This is a genomic window from Collimonas rhizosphaerae (genome assembly GCF_038896935.1).
Classification (GTDB): Bacteria; Pseudomonadota; Gammaproteobacteria; order Burkholderiales; family Burkholderiaceae_D; genus Collimonas; species Collimonas rhizosphaerae.
This window is the reverse complement of record NZ_JBANDC010000005.1, coordinates 257,338-276,340: the sequence shown is the minus strand read 5'-3', so window position 1 is coordinate 276,340 and position 19,003 is coordinate 257,338. Positions and strand designations below refer to the sequence as shown.

At 61.9% G+C, this 19,003-nt stretch carries 18 protein-coding genes; 2 read left to right on the top strand and 16 right to left on the bottom strand.

The window, feature by feature from the left end:
- Nucleotides 1-213: 213 nt before the first annotated feature.
- Both V8G57_RS09490 and V8G57_RS09485 read right to left on the bottom strand, forming a co-directional pair.
- The gene (locus V8G57_RS09490) at nt 214-1,527 is read right to left on the bottom strand and encodes an ATP-binding protein (protein ID WP_342829157.1); all 1,314 of its coding nucleotides are present in this window, start codon (nt 1,525-1,527) and stop codon (nt 214-216) included.
- Nucleotides 1,527-2,225 (bottom strand): response regulator, encoded by a 699-nt coding sequence (locus V8G57_RS09485; RefSeq protein WP_342829156.1) that lies wholly within the window; start codon nt 2,223-2,225, stop codon nt 1,527-1,529. The genes V8G57_RS09490 and V8G57_RS09485 overlap by 1 nt, the downstream gene beginning before the upstream one ends.
- A 176-nt stretch (nt 2,226-2,401) precedes the next feature.
- On the opposite strand from V8G57_RS09485, the gene V8G57_RS09480 reads away from it, so the two are divergent.
- Both V8G57_RS09480 and V8G57_RS09475 read left to right on the top strand, forming a co-directional pair.
- Nucleotides 2,402-3,217 carry a MipA/OmpV family protein gene (locus V8G57_RS09480; protein WP_342829155.1) on the top strand — a complete coding sequence of 272 codons (816 nt, stop codon included), beginning with the start codon at nt 2,402-2,404 and terminating at the stop codon, nt 3,215-3,217.
- A gap of 24 nt (nt 3,218-3,241) precedes the next feature.
- Nucleotides 3,242-4,426 carry an SDR family oxidoreductase gene (locus V8G57_RS09475; RefSeq protein ID WP_342829154.1) on the top strand — a complete coding sequence of 395 codons (1,185 nt, stop codon included), beginning with the start codon at nt 3,242-3,244 and terminating at the stop codon, nt 4,424-4,426.
- 75 nt (nt 4,427-4,501) lie between these two features.
- Here V8G57_RS09475 and V8G57_RS09470 read toward each other — a convergent pair whose 3' ends face one another.
- The 14 genes from V8G57_RS09470 to V8G57_RS09405 all read right to left on the bottom strand — a co-directional run bounded on the left by V8G57_RS09470 (nt 4,502) and on the right by V8G57_RS09405 (nt 18,896).
- Complete coding sequence (locus V8G57_RS09470) at nt 4,502-4,747, bottom strand: GlsB/YeaQ/YmgE family stress response membrane protein (RefSeq protein ID WP_014007628.1); 246 nt, start codon at nt 4,745-4,747, stop codon at nt 4,502-4,504.
- A gap of 191 nt (nt 4,748-4,938) precedes the next feature.
- A complete protein-coding gene (locus V8G57_RS09465) occupies nt 4,939-5,445 on the bottom strand; it encodes a DUF3761 domain-containing protein (RefSeq protein WP_342829152.1) in 507 nt (168 codons plus the stop codon).
- A 349-nt stretch (nt 5,446-5,794) separates the two neighbouring features.
- Nucleotides 5,795-6,820: a TonB-dependent receptor gene (locus tag V8G57_RS09460; protein WP_342829151.1), complete on the bottom strand. Its 1,026-nt coding sequence runs from the start codon at nt 6,818-6,820 to the stop codon at nt 5,795-5,797.
- A 66-nt stretch (nt 6,821-6,886) separates the two neighbouring features.
- Nucleotides 6,887-7,204, bottom strand: a complete 318-nt coding sequence (locus tag V8G57_RS09455; protein WP_342829150.1) for a DUF2946 family protein — start codon at nt 7,202-7,204, stop codon at nt 6,887-6,889.
- 147 nt (nt 7,205-7,351) lie between these two features.
- Nucleotides 7,352-8,968, bottom strand: a complete 1,617-nt coding sequence (locus V8G57_RS09450) for an alkaline phosphatase D family protein (RefSeq protein WP_342829149.1) — start codon at nt 8,966-8,968, stop codon at nt 7,352-7,354.
- Between the two features lie 152 nt (nt 8,969-9,120).
- Nucleotides 9,121-9,693 (bottom strand): YceI family protein, encoded by a 573-nt coding sequence (locus V8G57_RS09445; RefSeq protein WP_342829148.1) that lies wholly within the window; start codon nt 9,691-9,693, stop codon nt 9,121-9,123.
- Nucleotides 9,694-9,733: 40 nt separating this feature from the next.
- Nucleotides 9,734-10,306 (bottom strand): YceI family protein, encoded by a 573-nt coding sequence (locus V8G57_RS09440; protein ID WP_342829147.1) that lies wholly within the window; start codon nt 10,304-10,306, stop codon nt 9,734-9,736.
- Between the two features lie 29 nt (nt 10,307-10,335).
- Nucleotides 10,336-10,860 carry a cytochrome b gene (locus V8G57_RS09435; RefSeq protein WP_342829146.1) on the bottom strand — a complete coding sequence of 175 codons (525 nt, stop codon included), beginning with the start codon at nt 10,858-10,860 and terminating at the stop codon, nt 10,336-10,338.
- A gap of 230 nt (nt 10,861-11,090) precedes the next feature.
- Nucleotides 11,091-12,107, bottom strand: a complete 1,017-nt coding sequence (locus V8G57_RS09430; RefSeq protein ID WP_342829144.1) for a hypothetical protein — start codon at nt 12,105-12,107, stop codon at nt 11,091-11,093.
- A gap of 2 nt (nt 12,108-12,109) precedes the next feature.
- Complete coding sequence (locus V8G57_RS09425; RefSeq protein ID WP_342829143.1) at nt 12,110-13,816, bottom strand: SulP family inorganic anion transporter; 1,707 nt, start codon at nt 13,814-13,816, stop codon at nt 12,110-12,112.
- Nucleotides 13,817-14,117: 301 nt separating this feature from the next.
- Nucleotides 14,118-15,014, bottom strand: coding sequence for an efflux RND transporter periplasmic adaptor subunit (locus tag V8G57_RS09420; protein ID WP_342829142.1), 897 nt, complete (start codon nt 15,012-15,014; stop codon nt 14,118-14,120).
- 43 nt (nt 15,015-15,057) lie between these two features.
- Nucleotides 15,058-15,261, bottom strand: a complete 204-nt coding sequence (locus V8G57_RS09415) for a DUF1656 domain-containing protein (RefSeq protein ID WP_092397239.1) — start codon at nt 15,259-15,261, stop codon at nt 15,058-15,060.
- 2 nt (nt 15,262-15,263) lie between these two features.
- A complete protein-coding gene (locus V8G57_RS09410) occupies nt 15,264-17,378 on the bottom strand; it encodes an FUSC family protein (protein WP_342829140.1) in 2,115 nt (704 codons plus the stop codon).
- Nucleotides 17,379-17,390: 12 nt separating this feature from the next.
- Entirely contained in the window at nt 17,391-18,896 is a 1,506-nt protein-coding gene (locus V8G57_RS09405) for an efflux transporter outer membrane subunit (RefSeq protein WP_342829139.1), read from the bottom strand.
- Between the last annotated feature and the right edge of the window lie 107 nt (nt 18,897-19,003).

Genomic DNA, 19,003 nt, shown 5'->3' with positions numbered 1-19,003 from the left:
CAAATTTGGTCTTGGGATTCTAGCGCGCACCACGCTGATTCGCTAGGGAAATAGTATGAATATAAAAAGCGGAAATGATTTCCCGATGCGCCCGGCGCGTTTGGCGCGCACCCTTGTGCGCGCGGCTGTCAGCTTGCGTTATCTGGAATAAGTAAAGGTGATAGGAAGGCGGGTAAAAGGGCGCGCGAGACGGTTAGAAGCGATTAGAAACGGTTAATGCCGCGGCAAGGCGGCCGGGCCCGGCAGCGGCAAATTCAATACAAACTTCGCGCCGCCCAGTTCCGAGCTGCCGACACTGATCGTGCCGCCCAGCCGGTCGGCAATTTTCTTGACGATCGCCAGGCCCAGTCCGTAGCCGCCGGTGGCGCGGTCGCGGCTGCGGTCGAGCCGGTAGAACGGTTCGAAAATCCGCTCTCGTTCCTGTTCCGGGATGCCGATGCCGTCATCTTCGACGATCAGGCTCCAGCAGCCGGCGCCGGGTTCGGCGCGCACCCGGATGGCGCTGCGCGTATAGCGCGATGCATTGCGCACCAGGTTGGAGAATGCGCGGCCCAGGCTGCGCGGTTCGACGACGATCTCTTTCAGCGTGGCGTCGATAGCCCAGCTGATGGTGCTGCGGCGCAGGGCCAGTTCTTCGCTGGAGATGCCGGTGGCGGAACGCAAGAAATCTTCCAGCATGATCTTTTCCCTGGATTCGGCCAGCGACGACTGTTCCAGCATGCTCAGCGTCAGCAATTCGCCGACCAGGATATCCAGCTCTTCCACGTCCTTGCGCATCGCCTGTATGCGTTTGTGGGCGTTGCTGTCGTCGGTGGTGTCCATCAGGTTGACCAGGCCGAATTCCAGCCGCGCCAGCGGCGTGCGCAACTCGTGCGAAGCGGCGTTGACCATGTCCCTCTGCGCCGTGATCAATGCGCCGATGCGGTCGGCCATGTTGTTGAAGTAGGCGCACAGCTGCTTGATCGAAGAGTTCTCGGACAGCTTGGCGCGCGCATCCAGTGCGCCGTCGCCAAAGCGGGCGGCGGCGATGCGCAATTTTTCCAGGTCGCGCCAGTGCGGCGTCAGCCACAGCAGCATCGCTCCCAGCATGACGCTGAAAATGATCGCATAGGCAATCACTTCAATCCAGCCGGAAGAAATACGCGGATGAACTGTCAGGATGCTGCCGTCATCCAGCGTGATATAGACCTCGGGATGGTTAACGTCGCCGCCGGGGTTCCATGCCATGCCGTGTTGCGCCAGCTCCCTTCGGACCGTCGGCGACAGCGCATGCACCTGCTCTTCGGACATGCGGCTGTAACGTTGCTGGCTGATGCGATTCATGCCATCCAGCCTGGCTTGCTGGGCGTCGTCCCGGACCGGACCCAGGTATCGGCGCAGCAGCATCGCCTCGCTGGCGTATTCGCGATGCATCTGGGTCGTGAATTGCGTCGAGAACAGATAGGGAAAACCTCTTTGCACGAAGATGATCGACAGGATCGACAGGACGGCAACGATCAAATACAGGCGTATCAGGATTCTTAGCATTATTCGTCCCAGGCGATAGGGCTGAACAGGTATCCGCGTCCCCACACCGTCTTGATCTTGCGCGGTTCGTTGGCGTCGTCGTCGAAACATTTGCGCAAGCGCGAAATGCTGACGTCGACGGTGCGGTCGAGGCCGTCGAAGCCGATGCCGCGCCAGCGCTTGAGCAGCTCGTCGCGGCTCAAGACTTTGCCGGCGGCCTGCACCAGGATCACGAACAGGTTGTAGTCGGCGGTCTTGAGGTCGACTTCCTGGCCCTTCCAGCAAACCTGGCGCGCCGACAGGTCGATGGCCAGTTCGCCGAACTGCAGCTGCGCGCTGCGCGCAGGCTGGCCGCGCAGCTCCACCCAGCGCAGGATGACGCGCAGGCGCGCCAGCAGCAGGCGCGGTTCGACCGGCTTCAGCATGTAGTCGTCGGCGCCGATTTCGAGGCCGGCCACCTGGTCGAAAATGTCGGCGCGCGCGGTCAGCATCAGCACCGGCAGCGACGACGTCTTGCGGATCGCGCGGCAGATATCCATGCCGTCCATGCCCGGCAGCATGAGGTCCAACACCACCACGTCCGGCTGTTCCCGGGCAATTGCGTCCAGCGCCAGGTCGCCGCGCAACACCAGCGTCACCTGGAAATCGTAGCGGCACAAGTATTCCGATATCAATTCGGCAAGGCGCGCGTCGTCTTCGATCAGTAAAACCTTCTTCATTCCGTTTTTCCCTCTTTTGTCCATGATAGCGCCGCCGTCAAGCGCTCGATGGAGCCATTACAAACAAACACATAAATGATACGGACTCGCACATTTTTCCCACCGTTGTCTCACAGACACGCGCGACGAGACTGCCGAGAATGTGCGCTGGTTTCCTTTACCGACCGGAGAAAAATTTGAAACACCAGATCAAGTCAATTATCGCTGTCACCGTTTGCAGCCTTCTTGCATCGCGCATGGCGGCGGCGCAGCAGGCCGCGCCAAGCCAGCCGGGGTCCTGGCTGCAGGACACCAAGATTACAATCGGACTCGGCGTCGGCCGCATGGCGCGTTATGCCGGCAGCGACGAGTACCGGGCGGTGCCGGTGCCGGTATTGAAGATCGTTTCCTCCAGCGGTTTCTTCCTCGACAGCACGCAGGGCGCCGGTTACCGCCACGACATCAGCGACACGCTGTTTGCCAGCGCCGCCATCGGCTACGGCGCCGGCCGCAAGGATTCCAACGACGGCTTGCAGTCCGGGTCCGACAAGCTGAAGGGCATGGGCGAAATCAAAGGCTCGGTGCTGGCCAACCTCGAAGCCGGCATCAAGCTGGGAGGCAGCAGCACCTTTTCGGCCGGCCTGTCGCAGCCGCTCAGCAACCGCGAGCGCGGCATCAGCTATCACGCGCAGTTGAGCAGCACCGTGCTGAAGCTGGAAAAGGACAATGTCACCGTCAGCGGCGCCGCGTATTTCGGCAGCGCCAAATACAACCAGACGTTCTTTGGCGTTACCGCACTGCAGAGCCGCAATTCGGGCTATGCGCAATACAAGGCGGAATCGGGCCTGAACGCGTTGAATGCCTCGGTCGTGTGGACCCATAGCTTCAACCGGACCTGGTCGGTCTCCACCATGGTCGGCGCCACGCATTATATGCAAAAGGCAGCCGACAGCCCGCTGGTCCTGGCCAAGACCAACTACAGTGGATTCACCAGCGTGAACTATTCGTTTTGAGCGCCCTCGGACTGGTGAAGCGACATGGTATTTAACTTGTTTCCGCGATCGAAGTGGCTGCGCGACACCCAGGACCTTGCCGCGCAGACGCGGCAGTCCGGACCGGCACGCATATTTCTCACCGGCGCCACGGGGTTCGTCGGCGGGGCGATTGCGGCGGCTCTCGCCGACACCGGAAATTTCAAGGAAATGCTTTTTCTGGTACGTGCAAGATCGGCTGCCGAAGGCGCGCAGCGGGTGCGTCAATCGATCGCTCGCTTTACGCAGCCGGGAGCGCCGCCGCCAGAGGTTTCGGAGCAGCAGGTCATCGTCGCTGACCTGAGCGATGCGGATGCATTCGCCGACGCCAGGCTCGATGCCGTGAGCCATGTCATCCACAGCGCGGCGATCACTTCGTTTGCCGACCGGCCCGCTATCTGGACGGTCAATGTCGACGCCACCATGCGCCTGGCTGAACGCTTCTCCCGGGTGGCCGGGCTAAGGCGCTTCGTGTATGTTGGCGCCGCGATGGCGTGCGGCGTCGCGCGCGGGCCGCTGGTCACCGAAACCTTGCATTTGCCGCTTGAGCGCGCGCACCTGGTGCCGTATACCGAATCCAAGGCACGCGCGGAAAACCAGCTGCGGGAACGCTTCCCGGAGCTGCCGCTGGTAGCGTTGCGGCCGTCGATCATCGTTGGTCATTCGGCGCTGGGCTGCAAGCCGTCGGCCAGCATCTTCTGGCTGCTGAAAGTGGTCTCTCAGCTGAACCGTTTTGTCTGTCCGCCCAGCGCTTACCTGGATATCGTGCCGGTTGATTATTGCGCCAGCACGATAGTGGCGTTGACCTTGAAGCCGACCCTGGCTTTTCCGGTGTATCACATCTCGGCGGGACAGGACGGCAGCGCTACGATAGGCGAGCTGTTGCAGGCGTTCCGGCAAACCGAAGCAAGCGGGCAAGGACAGCCTTACCAGCGCGTGACGGAAGCGGCGCTGAAGCAGATGGTGCAATCATTCGGCGCGGTAGCGCAGGAGGCGATCGATACCCGCATGCTGCATAAAGCCTTGACGTTGTACGGCCGCTTTTCGCGCCTGAATTACATCTTCGACCAGCGCCGGATATTGAGTGAAGGCATGCCGCCGGCGCCGTCTTTCCTGGATTATCTCGTCCGCTGCGACCATAGCGCGCGAGGACTGACGCTGAAGGCGCAAATGGCTTGCGACTTCAAGTAAGGCAAGGATTTGCGCCGGAAAAAGAAAAACCCGCATTGACGCGGGTTTTTCTGATACATCCGGCAATGCTGCAACTCAGGCGCGCTTGATAAGCCGCAGGATGAACAGCAGGATCACGGCGCCAACTGTAGCCGTCACGATCGATGCAATCCAGCCGCCGCCAACCTGGATGCCGAGGATACCCGCCAGCCAGCCGCCGATGAAAGCGCCGACGATACCAACGATGATATCGACCAGCACACCGAAGCCGCCGCCCTTGACCAGGACGCCTGCCAGCCATCCTGCAATTGCGCCCACTATCAACCAAGCGATAAAGCCCATGAGATTTCCTTTCAGAGTTGACCATCTTTAAACTACCCGTCAAGAGTAGCGTAAAAAGCATCAAAAATAGCGGCCAAATTGTTAAAGATAGATAAAACCGATGCCGATTTTATCGGCTGCGGCGCCGCCGGTTTGCATGCACATCAGCCAGAAACGACAACGGGACCCTGGGGTCCCGTTGCAGTCAGCTATCAGCTGCAAGCTTTGCCGTGGTCGGCATGGTTGCCTGCCGCCTTGGCTTCTGCTTCCGTCATGTAAGAACCGGCCTTGGTCTTGCCGTAGTATTTGGTGCCTTCGCAGTGGTATACCTTGCTGGCGCTGTTGACCCAGACCTTGCCTGCGCCGCCGCCCGCTGCAGGAGCGGCGGCTGCGACGGCAGGTTTGGCTGGCGCCATCGGGGTTGCTGCCGGAGCAGCCGGAGCTGCTGCTTTAGCGGCAGCAGGGGCTGGCGCTGCCGGGGCGGCTGCGGCTGGAGCCGGAGCGGCGGCAGGTGCGGCTGCTGCCGGCGCAGCGGAATACCATTCTTTTACGCCCTTATGGCCGGCGCAAGCGCCTTTCTTGGTAGCGTTGGAAGAATAGCTGCCGTCCTTGCACATTCCGGTAGTGCCGGCTGGCGCTGCTGCCGGGGCTTGGGCAAAGCTGGCTGCCGAAGTCAGTAAGGCTGCTGCCACTGCTGCTGAAATAAACAATGCTTTCATTTTGTTCTCCATGGAGTAAGTGAAACTCATGTGGCCGTCCAGCTGGCGCACCTTATTGTCAATCTATGTATCTATCCGTCTACCGCAGCACGACTAAGCAATGTTGTGCGCCGCACCTGGCAATATGACCGAGGTAGGTGTTAAACGCCGCCGGATTGGATATGGCTGACACGGTTATCGATACAATTGAAAACAATTGTGATATTTCTACCGCATGTCCTTGATCCCTGCATTTCGATGCATTTAAGGAAATATACGATTGGCCGGGTAAATACCCGGTTTTTTCGTTACTTGAATGTCAATCGGAACCTGGGTGCATGCGCGGGCAGGCATGGCCCGCGCATGCAGGCTAGAACGAGTAACGCAGGCCCAGGGTTGCGGTATAGCGCGGTGCAAGCTGCACGCCGTTGACCTTCTGGTAGATCGGCAATTGCACAAAACCGTACAGCGAGACTTGCTGGCTGACCGGAACCGATATTCCCGGGCTGAGATAGACCAGGGTGCCGCCGGTGCTGACGGTGTCCGCATCGGCGCCGGTATCGTGCAGCACGCGCCGCACATTCAGCTGGATTTGCGGCGTGAAAGCAGCATTGCCCATGTAGCGCAGGCCCAGGTTCAGGTTGGCGCCGTCGCCAGGGCGGTACTGGTCGCTGGAATTCAGCGCTTTCTGCACGATGCCCTGGACAAAATAATCCCAATTCTGGCCTAGCGTATCCATGTAATAGACACCCAGGATAGCGTCGGTGGTGCCGGTGCCTGGCTGCAGGCCGCGGTCGATAGGGACCGGGCCTGGTGCGCTGGGGTCGCTGGACATGGCGGTGTCGGTATGGCTGCCGGTCGGCAGTTTCAGGCCGAACATGACGCCGAAATTATGTTCCGGCATGAAACCCTGGTAACGGCCGATGAGCTTGAGGTCGCCGATGCTGGAAGTCCTTGAATCGTACTGGCCGCCGCCGTCTCCGGGCGTGACGCCATCGGAGGCGGTGCCCAGCGTGCTGTGGCTGCGCATGATGTAGGGCAGTTGCAGGTTGATGCCCCAATCCGGATTGATGCTGTAGTCGAGGCCCAGCGTCAGGTAATTGTTGCGGGTATATTTTTCGACTTCTTGCGGATCGCCGTTATTGGAAATCCGGCTGGCGGCGCCGGGCGAAATCGTGCCGCTGCCGCTGCGCAGCTGGTTCTGGTTCAGGTAATCGTAGCGGATATCCAGTTTGAAGCCGGAGGCATTGCCGATGCCGAGGTTGTCCCAGTCTGAGCTGAGGGTACAGCCGCAACTGGCGCAGGCCAGGGCTGCATGGGGAAACAGTGCGATGACAGAAAGCGCGGCAAACGGCAGTATTGCGGGCCGGATGCGGCGGCGTGATGGCGTAGCCATGGTATTCCTTGAGTAAGTTGTAAGGCGCAAACTGCCCGTGACGGGAGTTTGCGTTGGCAGACAAAATCAAGAAAAGACCGGCGGCCCGCGCGATTGCGGATTGAGCCAGATGGCGCTGGCGTGCAGGGCGGATACGGCTGGCGCCAGGTCGACGCCGGTGCTGGCTGGGGCCTGCCATAAGCCCAGGCTGGGCGGCAAGCCGACATCGGTCGCGTGGATGAAGCACAGCAGGCAGTGGCCCTGGTGGTCCTGGTCCGGCGCCGGGTTGTCCGAGCCGGGGGCCTTGACGTGGCCGGCGGTGCTGCACAGTTCGCCCAGTCCCGGCGGCTGTCCATGGGCGGCCGGCAGCAACTGCACCATGCTTGGCAGCAATGCTGCAAACATGGCCAGGCAGACGGCTAGCTGACGCAATGGACGGGGCAGGCGGAACATAGAGCGGCACGGGTAAGCGGTTCGCCGAAATGGCAAACCTAGCCGTATGGTAGCGCCCCGCCAAGGCCGCAGCAAGTCGGGTAAACCCTATTGATGGTCCTAGGCCTCGGGATGCAGGTCGACCTTGAACAAATCCTTGCCATCGACATTGTGCAGGGACACCGTCATGACCTTGCTCTTGGCGTTGATCTTGCCGATGCCGAAGAACTGCAGCAGTTCGCTGGGCGGACGGTTCTGCTTCATGTCGCTGGGGATGCTGACATAACGCACGTCGGGACCGAAGGTGCGGTCGATTTCGCCCGGGCCGAACGTGCCGGCATGCAGGGGGCCGCCGACGAATTCCCAGAACGGCTTGAAGTCGGTGAAGCTGGCCTTCTCAGGCAGGTAGCAGGTGGCCGAGGCGTAATGCACGTCGGCAGTGACCCACACCACGTTCTTGATGTCGTGCCGCTTGATGAACTTGAGCAGGTCGGCCACTTCCAGTTCGCGTCCGCTCGGCTTGCCGTGATCGTTGTTGGCCCATGCTTCGAAAGTGCCTTGCGGCACATCCGGGTTGAGGTCGGGCACCACGATGGAGATCGGCATGTCGCTGGCGATCACTTTCCAGGTTGAGCGCGAACGCAGCAAAGCCTGCTTGATCCAGCGCAATTGCGCCGCGCCAAGGAAGGCGGCGTCCTGGGTCAGCGCGCTCTGGCGGTTCGGCGAGTTGGCGCCGCGGTAGCTGCGTTCGTCCAGCATGAACACTTCCAGCAGCGGACCGTAGTTGAACATGCGATAGACCCGTTCGGGATCGCTGGGCTCGATCCGGTACGGGTTGTATTCGAACATCGCACGCTTGGCGTTGATTGCCAGGGTCGACAGGTCGCGCTCCTGGTAGCGTTTTTCCGCCGCGCCGATTTTCTGGCCCGGATACCAGTTGTTGCGTACTTCATGGTCGTCCCATTGCACCAGGAACGGCACTTCCGCGGCGAAGCGGAGCTTGTTGGCGTCCAGCAGGTTATAGGCGAAATTGCCGCGATAGTCGTCCAGCGTTTCCGCCACCTTGGACTTGGCCGGCGTCACCAGGTTTTGCCAGAGCGTGCCATCGTCCAGCTTGACTTCCTTTTCGATGACGCCGTCGGCATAGATCTGGTCGCCGGAATGGATGAAGAAATCGGGTTTGAAGCGGCGCATCGTGTCATAGATCCGGTAGCCGCCCCAGGCCTCGTTGATGCCCCATCCCTGGCCGGCTTCATCGCCGGAGAAGGCGAAAGTGATGTCGCGCTCGGCGCCGCCAGGGATCAGCAGGCTGCCGCTCAGCGGCTCGCTGTAGACCGAGGGATTCTGGATGTCCTGGAAACGCACGCGGTAAAAAACGGTTTGTCCGCTGGGCAAGCCGCTGAGGTCGACCCGGGCCGAGAAGTCGCTGCTGGACAGGGCCAGCGGCCCTTGCACCGTAAGCGCATCGCGGAAATTTTCATTCGATGCGTACTCCACCACCATGCGCGAGGGGCGGTCGGCGCGGCTCCAGATGATTGCCTTGTCGCGTGTAATGTCGCCGCTCATCACGCCGCTGGGCAGTTGCGGCCGCAGCTTGTCCGAGGTAACCAGGGCTGGCGCGCCGCCCTGTGCCATGACGCTGTGCAGCGGTGCGCCGGTCAGCAGCACGCCGGCGCCGGCAGTCATTTTGCGCAGGAAATTCCGGCGTTTGGAGGTAGGAGTGTTGTGGCTGGACATGGCGTGCTCCGCGAAATGGAAAGCGAAGCGAAGATTTTATCGAGCTTGTATTACAGGACGATGAATTGCCTGTCCCCGGCCCGGAAATGAAAAAAGCCGGGCGGCATGTCGCCGCTCGGCCTTGTGTCAGGCAGCTGCCGGCTGTGACCGGATCAGTTGCTCTTGATGCCTTCGACCTGGATCGCCAGCTTCACTTCCGGCGAGAACATCGGCAAGCCGTAGGTGATGCCGAAGTCGCTGCGGTTGAAGGAAGCGCTTGCATCGGCGCCGCAGACTTCGCGTTTCAGCATCGGATGCTGGATGCACTTGAAAGAATTGATGGTCAGCGTGACCGGCTTGGTGACGCCGTGCAGGGTCAGTTCGCCGTCAACCGAGACCGGCTTGTCGCCGTCGAATTTCACCGATGTGCCTTTGTAGGTCACCTCAGGGTATTTCTTGACGTCGAATATGTCAGGGCTGGATGCATGTTCGTTCATCTTTGCCTGGCCGAAATCGATGGAACTTGCATCGATGCGGATATCGATGGAGCCGGTCTTGGCGGCACGGTCCAGCGTCACGCTGCCGCTGGTCTTTTCGAATTTACCGCGCCAGAAGGAAATTCCCATATGGTCAGCGGTGAAGCTCGGATAGGTATGGTTAGGGTCGATGGTGTAAGTATCGACCGTTGCGAATGCACTGGCTGCGCTGGCCGCCAGCAGAGCGGCGATGATGAGTTTCAGTTTCATTGTTGATTGTCCTTTTGTTTTGAAGAGAAAAAATACCGAGTTAGTTCGCTACGAGGTGAAACTTGATGACGATTTCGTCTGCCACCATGCTGGTGTCTTTCCACTCGCCTTCACCGATGTTATAGGTGAGGCGCTTGATCGGCAGGTTGCCGTCGAAGACTTGCGCGCCGCCTTCTTTCTTGACGCTCAGGGGGAAGCTGACGTCGGTGGTCTTGCCCTTGATGGTCAGCTTGCCGGCGACGTCGTACTTGCTGCCGGCAGGCGCGCCGGCGCTGGCCTTGATCGAGCTGGCGACAAAGCTGGCCTTGGCGAATTGCGCGGCGTTGAACCATTCTTTCTTCAGCACTTCCTTATTGTATTCAGGATCGCCCAGGTCGAAGCTCGGGATCGAGATGTCGACGCTGGCTTTGGCAGCTGCGGGCTGGGCGCTGTCGAAATCGATCTGCGCCGTGAATTGCTTGAACTTGGCTTCCACCGGCACGTTCATTTGCTTGAACACGATGGTGACATTGCTCTTGGCCAGGTCCGGTTTCAGGGGAGCGGCGACGGCCGGCCAGCTGGCGCCGATGGCGAGCAGGCCGATAGCGGTGGTGTGTAACAGGAAACGGGTCATGGAATATTCCTTGTGATGGAGAGGGATGTTCAGGGCAGCATGCGTTTCAGCACGCCGTCGCGATCGATGAAATGGTGCTTGAGCGCCGCCAGCACATGCAGCGAGACGGCGCCCAGCATGATCATGTTGAGTGTGTAGTGGAGCAGCTTCAGGATCGGTTTCAGGTCCGGATTCGGCGCTATCAGCACCGGCATCGGGAACAAGCCGAGATAAGTCACCGGCACGCCGGCCGCCAGGCTGTAGAAATAACCCGAGATCGGCACCGCAAAGATCAGCACATACAAAAGGATGTGCAGGCCGTGCGCGGCGCGCTGCTGCCATGGCTGCATGCTGTCCGGATAAGGCGGCGCGCCTTGCGTTTTACGCCACAACAGGCGTATGCATGCCAGGCCCAGCACGGTGACGCCCAGCCACTTGTGCCAGGAAAAATATTTCAGTTTGGTGGGGGTCAGGCCGGGGATGTCGACCATGGTCAGGCCGAGGGCAAAGGTGGCGACGATCAGGATGGCGACCAGCCAGTGCAGCACAATGGCGGGGGTTGTGTAGCGTTGCATAAATATTGGTCGTGAATAAATTGATCAGAAGTCCGGAGACGCTACAGTACCGTGATATTTCACATGACTGCCGCCTGCCCGGCTGAGACTCGTAAAGCTGCAATGAGTTTCACTCGCGCGATGACATTCTGCTAATTTATCAATCGATTCGCTATAGTATCGGAAATTCTTGAATGCCGTTGCCGCAGGCCCGTGCACGGCCATGCTTATTGGCCCGCCGGGCCGTTCGCCTATCTGCGGCGGTAGATGCTTTCCTTGGATGGCGGGCCGTTGATGTCGTCCTGCGGTGCATAAAGTGAAATGGCGATCTTGCCGGCTTCCAGCGCCGGAGAAAGCTGCAGCCGGTCGACCCGCACGCCGGAGATCACGCATTGGCTATCCGGGGCGACCCGCAGCCGAACCCGCGCATTGCTGCTGTCCAGTATCGACAGCCTGGCGCGGTTGCAGTTGATGGCGTCGACCGCGCTGGCGTAGATCGCCACCGGATCGCCCTGGTTGATCTCGGCGTAGGGCGAAGGCGTGGCGCTGGTCGGCAGCCATGCCCCGAGCGCCCATGACGGAATCGCCAGCGGAGGCGGTGGCGGCGGCAGGGATGGCAGAGGCGACGGTGGCGGCGGTACGGCATCTGCCGCAGGCGTCATCGCCAGATCCGGCGGCACGCCCGGCGCCAGACCAGGTTCCTGTGCCGCGGGCATCGGCATCGGCGCGGCTTCCGCGGGCGATTCCGCAGGAGACTCCGAGACCGATGGCGGTGTTACCTGCTGGGCCTGGACCACATATGGCGCGGCGGCAAGCAGCGGTGCATGCGTGTCGGCCGGTGCGGGCGCCGCCAGCGCCGCTGGTTCCGCCGGCGCTCCTTGAGGGTTTACCGCGGCGCTCGCGCCGAGCAAAGACGGCAGCAGTTCCATGACGGCCTGTTTCGGCATGGCGATCCGCAGCTGGGGCGTATCGACTACGCTTTGCACGTGCGATGTGCTCACCGCCCTGCCATCAATGACTACGGTCAGGTCCTGTTCCAGCGCCGCGCCGCTGGCCGCCGCCATGCGCTGCTGGGCATCCTGGCTCAGCGTGATTTCGAGGGCGACCGAATCCGGATTGGCGTTATAGGTATCCTTGATGGTCAGGCTGATTTCGGTGAAATCGCGCTGAGAGGAAAAGGCGATCTCTGCTGCGTGCGCCGCTGTAGCCGTGGCGATCGCCAGTGCAGCGCATAGCGGGGCCGCCAATGTTTTCCAGCATGCTGGCATGGTTATTCTCCGGGTAGGGTTTCGATGATTGGGTTTGCGGCCTGCTGGCCCGCCAGCGCCAGGTGCACGGCTTCCGCTACGCTCAGCGCGCTCAGTGATTCCAGCGGAAAGCCGGGGGCGACGGCGTTTTTCATGCAGTCATACGCAGGATCCTTGAGCCGCGCCAGCAATAAACGCAAGCCGCGGCTGTCGATAAAATTGAAAAAATCATGCAGGCCTTCCAGGCTGGAGCTGTCCAGGTCCGGAGACTCTTCCAGGCTGAGGACGACCGTGTGCAGCGATGCCGGGGCGGCCAGGATATTCTGCCGCGCCTGGCCCAGGATGCGTTCGGCATTGGCGAAAAACAACGGCTCGTTAGGACGCAGGATCAAGATGCCAGACACCGGACGGGCTTCCGGATGGGTACGGATATTGACGAAATCATGGCCTTGTCCGAGCTGGCCCAGCACCGAGATGGTCGATTGTGAAAATTGCCGCAGCATCATCAGCAGGCTGATCGCAATCGAGGCCAGCAATCCATCCAGCACGCCCAGCAGCAGCACGGCGATCACGGAAGCGATCACCACCAGGCGATCGCGGCGCCACTGGAAATAAGGGTGGAAGATGGCGGGATTCAGGGTGTGGCCGACGGCGTGGATCACGATCGCCGCCAGCACCGGTTCCGGCGTCAGGGCGATGGCGGGCAGCAAGGTCAGGACGATCGCCAGCATCACCAGCGCCGCCACCCAGCCCGACAGGCGCGAGGTGGCGCCGGCAGCTTCATTGGCGGAGGTGGCGGAATAACCCGCGCCGACCGGCATGCCGTGGAACAGGCCGGACAGCAGGTTGGAGGCGCCCAGCGCCAGCAGGTCGCGGTTGGGCGCCACCGTATCGCCATGCTTGATGGCGAAGCTGCGGATGGCGCCATACGATTCGGCGTACAGGATCATGCCCATGGCAAAGCCCAGTTCGCCCAGGCGCAGCCAGTCGGCGCGCGACAGCATGGGCAGTGTCGGCGTCGCCAGCTGCAGGTGGATGCTGCCGACCAGGCCGACGCCATACCGGGTCAAATCCAGCCACTGGCCGGCGGCGACGCCGATGACGATCACCAGCAGCGCGCCCGGCAGCCGGCGCAGGCGCGCAAACAGATACAGCAAGGCCAGCGCGGCCGCCATCACGGCGACGCTGATCCAGTTCCAGCGGCCGACCTGCATCGCCATTTCAGGGATGAAGCGCGTCATGTCGCTATGCTCGGGATGCACGCCGACGACGCCGGCAAACTGCTTGAAAATGATGACCAGCGCCAGGCCGAAGGCAAACCCGCGCAATACCGGCTTGGCGATGAAATCGGTGACGCCGCCCATGCGCGCCAGGCCGGCCAGCAGGAAAAACAGTCCGGTAATCATCACCAGTCCGATCGCCAGCGTCATGCGCAAGCCGGTGTCGCCGTTTGCCATGGATGCCGTGGCTGCCGCCAGCACTGCTGCGGAGGAGGAGGTGGCGGAGACGATGGCAAAGCGGCTGCTGCCGAACAGGCCGTAGCAGAGCAGGCCGGCAAACAGCGCGATCACCCCGGTTTGCGGCGGCAGGTTGGCGATGCTGGAATAGGCGACCGCCTCGGGCAGCAGCAGGCCGGCGATCGACAGCCCGGCTATCAGGTCCGCCAGGTAGGCGCGTTTGGCGGCGGGCGGCGGGTTCAGGTCGGCATGTTGGGATGGTGCAGCGCTCATGCGCCTCCTGAAGATGAGTTTGGGGATCCTGGTTTTATGCTGTTTCGGCGGTCCGGCAATCCGGCAAGACAGCGGAAAAGCAGCTTCGGACCGGACCGCCGCGGCAGTTTACGCGATAACGGATTGCCGTTGATTTTAAGTCAAATCTCCTCTGTTGTTGCACGCATTTTTTGCGGCAGGCAAAGCTCGCGCGGTGTCGTTTTTGATGGCAGATTATTTCCATCCGCCGGACAAGGATTGAAGAAGCCGGTATCGGCTGCGGGTGCGGGCGATTCCTTGCGCTGCCTGCTTCGCATCATTTTTACGGTTTTGCCGCCGGCCGCTCCCCGGGTTTGACAATCACGGTGCAAGTCATGCCTGCCGCCAGCGTGACGCCGTCCGGCACCTTGTCGATATGGATGCGCACCGGCACGCGCTGCGCCAGCCGGACCCAGTTGAAGCTCGGATTCACGTTGGCCAGGCCGTAGCTGCCCAGCGCATTGTCGCGATCGGTGATGCCGCGCGAGATGCTGTCGATATGGCCGCTGATCAGCTGTTCGCTGCCGAGCAGGCGCATGTCGACGGCGTCGCCGACTTTCATCAAGGGCAGTTTGTTCTCTTCGAAATAACCGTACACCCAGAACGAATTGGCGTCGATCACCGCCAGCTTGGGCGTGCCGGCCTGGGCGAAATCGCCGGCATGCACGTTGAGGTTGGTGATCCAGCCGTCCACCGTGGCCCGGATTTCGGTGCGGTCCAGGTTCAGCCTGGCGCTGTCGCGCGCCGCCAGGGCAGCCTGGTACTGGGCCTGGGCGGCGGAAGCATCGGCACTCGAATTTTCACGGTTTTCATTGGAAATCACGTCGCCATCCAGTTTGGCGCGGCGCGCCGCATCGCGCTGTTTGGTGCTCAGCCCGATGCGCCGTTCAGCCACCGTCGCTTCGGCTTGCGCCAGCGCCAGCGCGTAGCGCGCCGGATCGATCTTCATCAGCAGGTCGCCCTTGTGCACATAGCTGTTGTCGGCCACCGGCACCGCCACCACGATCCCGGACACATCGGCGGCGACGCTGATGACGTCGGCGCGCACCCGGCCGTCGCGGGTCCAGGGCGTATTCATGTAGCGGTCCCACAGCGCGCGCACCAGCAGGAAGGCAATCAGGACCACAATCAGCGTAATCGCCACTTGCAGCAGGGTTTTTATAATGCTTGAGGATTTCATGTCGGCCTAAAGGTAAATTTTTACGGCGAATTTTTATGGCAAATCAGGTAGCGTGCAGCAGCAGTCCGGCGCCGCCGAAAATACAAAAGAACAGGGCGATCCGGAACAGGCTGGGATGCCAGACGTAACGGAACAGGCCCAGGCGGGTGAAGATCCAGTCGATCGCCATCTGCAGGAACAGGCAGCCGATGAACACCAGCAGCAAGGTCGGGATGAGCGCATCGAGGAGTGCGATTTCGCGCGGCATGGTCAAGTCTCCGAAGTGATGGTTGAGGTTTCGGCCGGCGTCAGCACGGTGACGCGTTCCAGCATGGCGCCGCGCATCAGGTGCAGGTTGGCCAGCACCGCGGGCAATGCGCCGCACACGGCGATCGCCGCCAGCACCGCATCGAGTGCGGCGCGCAAGCGTGCCTGGCTGGGGCGGGCAAACAGATAGGCGATGCCGCGTATGGATTGCTCGATCCGGTCGTGCGCTTGCCGGTCCGTGACGGCCAGCATTTCCTGGCGCAGCTGGATCACGGCGCGCCCGGTTTCCAGCACTGACAGCAGCCAGGTCATGATGTCGCGGTCGTCCGGGTTATCCAGCGAATGGGTAATCGCAAAACGCGACAGCAGGTCGCGGGTGCCGCTTTCAAAGCGGCCCAGCAAGCCCGGCAGAGGCCGGTTGCAGGCTTCCTCCACCTGGCGCCGCAGGGCGCGCGCCAGGCGGCGCTTGATCCAGCGGCTGTCGGACGGATCGATGACCTGGTACAGGACCGAGGCGACGGCGACCCCGATCAGGCCGCCGGCCATGCCGTTGAGCAGCGCCGGCATGTCGAACTGGTAGTTGCTGCCGATGCTGGCGTAGGAAAAGAAAAACAGCAGTATGCCGGTGCCGATGCCAGAGTATTTTTTTGTGGTAGTGAGCCAGGCGCCAATCAGGATGAACGGCGCCAGCGCGATGCACAGCATGGCGAAATTTTCGGCTTGCGATTGCAGGTAGTAGGCCGACAGGAAACCGAAAAAACCGCCTAGCGCGCCGCCGATCATGAATTGCCGCACGATCTTGATGGACGATGGTGCGGCGGCAAACAGGGCGCTGACAACCGTCGCCATGACTACCGCATCGGTGCCGGACACCCAGCCCGATTCGATCCAGAACAGCGACGATATGCCGAAACCGATCGCGGCTCGCAGCGCCGAGGTCAGCACCAGCGTCGGGTCGGTGCGCGCGACGTAGTGCGCGGGCAGCTGGACGTCGTCGGGCATGTGCATTTCAGTCTGAATTACGACGGCATGGATCCTTGCATAGACCTGCAGCTCATCGGCGAACCTTGCCAGCAGCTCGGCGGCGGAGTCGAAATCGAGCACGTGGCTGCTGTCGCTGTAGTTGCCACTACTGCTGCCGTTGGCCGTCGCCAGGCCCCGGCGCAAGGCGGCCAGGCGCTGCGGCAGCGCGAGGCGCACTTGCGCCAGCTGCGTCCGGTCCTGGCTGGAGAGGGCGCGCACGATGGCTTTATATTCCATCAGCAAGGCGTTCAGCGTGCTCAGTTTGCCGCCGGCTTGCAGGCGGCCGAACAGCTGGTCGAGCGAGTGGAAGGTGGTGGAAGCGGTCATGAACGCGTTGTTCAGCTGCCTTAGCTGCAGGCTTTGCAGATGCCCGGTCGCGCTTTCAAATACCGACGAGGTGCGCAGCGCTTCCAGGGAAATCACTTCACCGATAAAACGCAGCACCATGCGTTCGCGCGCCGGCCGGGAACTGGGAGCTACGTCATCCAGCGCGATGAAGGTCTTGAAATCGGCGAAACGCTTGCGCACCGTCAGCAGCAGGACATCGGACAGGCGCTTGGGAAACAGCACGTCGCTGACCACCCCGGCGCAGAGCAGGCCCAGCATCACTTCGCTCAGGCGCGTCATGGCGATGTCGAAAGCCTGGTCCGGCTGCAGCGCCGCCGGCAGGCCGACGATGACCAGCGTGTAGCCGGCCAGCACGAAGGCATACGACTGGAAATTACGGAAGACGGTCGAGCCGGCGGTGCAGAAAGCCAGCCAGCAGGCGCCTGCCGCCAGGAACAGGACCGGCTGTTGCGAAAACGAAGCGGCCAGGACGATCGACATGATGACGCCGACCGAGGTGCCGATGAAACGATAAAAACCCTTGGCCAGCACCAGGCCGCTGCGCGGCTGCAGTACGATGACCACGGTAATCATTGCGGTGCCCGGCTTGGACAGGTCGAACAGCAGCGACAGGCCCAGCGCCAGCAGGGTCGCCAGCAGGATCTTGCTGACATACAGCAGGTCCTGGCCATGGCCCTCCAGCCAGCTGACGGCGGCATGCTTCAGGTGGTCCAGCCAGCTTTCGCGGTTGCTTGCAATCTCGCTCATGGTCGGCGCTGCTTATTTTCCTGCCGCCACGGCATCGGCCGGCTGCGGCAAATCGTCGCCCAGGCCGCCGCCCAGCGCCTGCATCAGCTGCGCCCAGTTATCCAGGTAGCTGGCGCGGATCTGCGCTACGCGTATCTGCTGCTGCAGCAGGACCAGCTGGGTCTGGATCACGTTGATATTGGCGGTCAACCCGGCCTGGTAGCCGCGCATGGCGAGGTCGTAGGATTGCTTCGACAGCGCCAGCGCCTGTTCCGACTGCGCGCGCTGCTGTTGCTGCGATTTCAGCTTGACGATCTGGTCGGCCACGCTTTGCAGCGCTTGCACCAGCGTATTGTTGTAGCTTTCAATGGCGGCGTCGAAAGCGGCGGTCTGGGCGCCGAGGTTGGCGCGCAGGCGGCCGCCTTCAAAGATCGGCAGCGAAATCGCCGGTCCGGCGCCGCGCACCGCGGAGGCGGCGCTGAGGAAGTTGGTGAAACCGAGCGCTTGCAAGCCGGCGAAGGCTGAAATGTTGATGTCCGGGTAGAACGCTGCCTTGGCGGCATCGATATTCTTGTCCATGGCTTCCACCCGCCAGCGCTGCGCGATCACATCAGGGCGGCGGCCGACCAGGTGCGCCGGCACGTTGTCTGGCAAGCCTATGGCGAGCGGCGTGCTGTTGTCGGCGCCGACCAGGCGCGCCGCCAGCTGCGGCCGCTGGATCGATTCGCCGCTGCCGGGGCCTTTGCCGCTCAAGGCCGCAATCTGGTTGCGCAGCAGGGCGATGTTTTCATCGATTTTCTCGATATTGGCGCGGGCGTCCGGCAAGGCGGTTTCGGCCTGGCTGACTTCCAGCCGGGTGCCCAGGCCTGCCGCCAGCCTGCGCTGGGCGAAGCTGGCGATCAAGGTTTGCTGCGCCAGCGTGGTGACGGCGATATCGCGCAGGGCGTATTGCGTCGCCAGCTGCAGGTAGCCGCGCACTACCGCCACTTCCAGGTTCAGCTGCGCGCTGCGGGCTTCGGCGGCGCTGACGTGGACGTTGTCGAGCGCCGATTCCAGCGCGCTGCGGTCCTTGTCCCACAGGTCGAGGTCGTAACTGGCCTTGACGGTGATTTCATTGTCCCAGTTCCAGCTGCCGCCCAGCGGCGGTGGGAAGATGTATTCGGAGGAGTACAAGCCGCGCGTGCTGGTCGCTTCGGCGCCGACCTTGGGCAGGGTGGCGGCGCGAGCTACGCCGGCCAGCGACGAAGCCTGGCGGATGCGCGCCTGGGCGATCTTCAGGCTGGGGTTGCCGGCGACTGCCTGCTGCACCAGGGCGTCCAGTTGCGGATCGCGATAGCTTTGCCACCAGGCGCTGGTCGGCCATGCGGTCTTGCTCAGGTTGGCCAGTGCGGCGCCGCCGGAAAGCGCGTTGCCGTCGGTTAACCTGGATTGCTTGTCGATGCCTGAAAAGTCGGCGCAGGCGCTTAGCAAGAGCGCCAAGGAAGCGGCAAGCAGCAGCTTGGCCGAGGAAGGACGCTGGAAGATGGAATATAACCGCATGGGAACCCAAATTGTAATGATTAGAGAGGTCTGAACGCTTATTTGCCGACAGCGCTTGCACTACACTAAAACCCCGGGTTACGCGGTGAACGAGGATATGGCTGAAT

Coding starts and splice junctions, on each gene's coding strand:
- V8G57_RS09420 (WP_342829142.1), bottom strand. CDS start 15,014: ATGAAATCCTCAAGCATTATAAAAACCCTGCTGCAAGTGGCGATTACG.
- V8G57_RS09405 (WP_342829139.1), bottom strand. CDS start 18,896: ATGCGGTTATATTCCATCTTCCAGCGTCCTTCCTCGGCCAAGCTGCTG.
- V8G57_RS09440 (WP_342829147.1), bottom strand. CDS start 10,306: ATGACCCGTTTCCTGTTACACACCACCGCTATCGGCCTGCTCGCCATC.
- V8G57_RS09490 (WP_342829157.1), bottom strand. CDS start 1,527: ATGCTAAGAATCCTGATACGCCTGTATTTGATCGTTGCCGTCCTGTCG.
- V8G57_RS09465 (WP_342829152.1), bottom strand. CDS start 5,445: ATGAAAGCATTGTTTATTTCAGCAGCAGTGGCAGCAGCCTTACTGACT.
- V8G57_RS09430 (WP_342829144.1), bottom strand. CDS start 12,107: ATGCCAGCATGCTGGAAAACATTGGCGGCCCCGCTATGCGCTGCACTG.
- V8G57_RS09435 (WP_342829146.1), bottom strand. CDS start 10,860: ATGCAACGCTACACAACCCCCGCCATTGTGCTGCACTGGCTGGTCGCC.
- V8G57_RS09415 (WP_092397239.1), bottom strand. CDS start 15,261: ATGCCGCGCGAAATCGCACTCCTCGATGCGCTCATCCCGACCTTGCTG.
- V8G57_RS09485 (WP_342829156.1), bottom strand. CDS start 2,225: ATGAAGAAGGTTTTACTGATCGAAGACGACGCGCGCCTTGCCGAATTG.
- V8G57_RS09460 (WP_342829151.1), bottom strand. CDS start 6,820: ATGGCTACGCCATCACGCCGCCGCATCCGGCCCGCAATACTGCCGTTT.
- V8G57_RS09425 (WP_342829143.1), bottom strand. CDS start 13,816: ATGAGCGCTGCACCATCCCAACATGCCGACCTGAACCCGCCGCCCGCC.
- V8G57_RS09410 (WP_342829140.1), bottom strand. CDS start 17,378: ATGAGCGAGATTGCAAGCAACCGCGAAAGCTGGCTGGACCACCTGAAG.
- V8G57_RS09475 (WP_342829154.1), top strand. CDS start 3,242: ATGGTATTTAACTTGTTTCCGCGATCGAAGTGGCTGCGCGACACCCAG.
- V8G57_RS09445 (WP_342829148.1), bottom strand. CDS start 9,693: ATGAAACTGAAACTCATCATCGCCGCTCTGCTGGCGGCCAGCGCAGCC.
- V8G57_RS09455 (WP_342829150.1), bottom strand. CDS start 7,204: ATGTTTGCAGCATTGCTGCCAAGCATGGTGCAGTTGCTGCCGGCCGCC.
- V8G57_RS09470 (WP_014007628.1), bottom strand. CDS start 4,747: ATGGGCTTTATCGCTTGGTTGATAGTGGGCGCAATTGCAGGATGGCTG.
- V8G57_RS09450 (WP_342829149.1), bottom strand. CDS start 8,968: ATGTCCAGCCACAACACTCCTACCTCCAAACGCCGGAATTTCCTGCGC.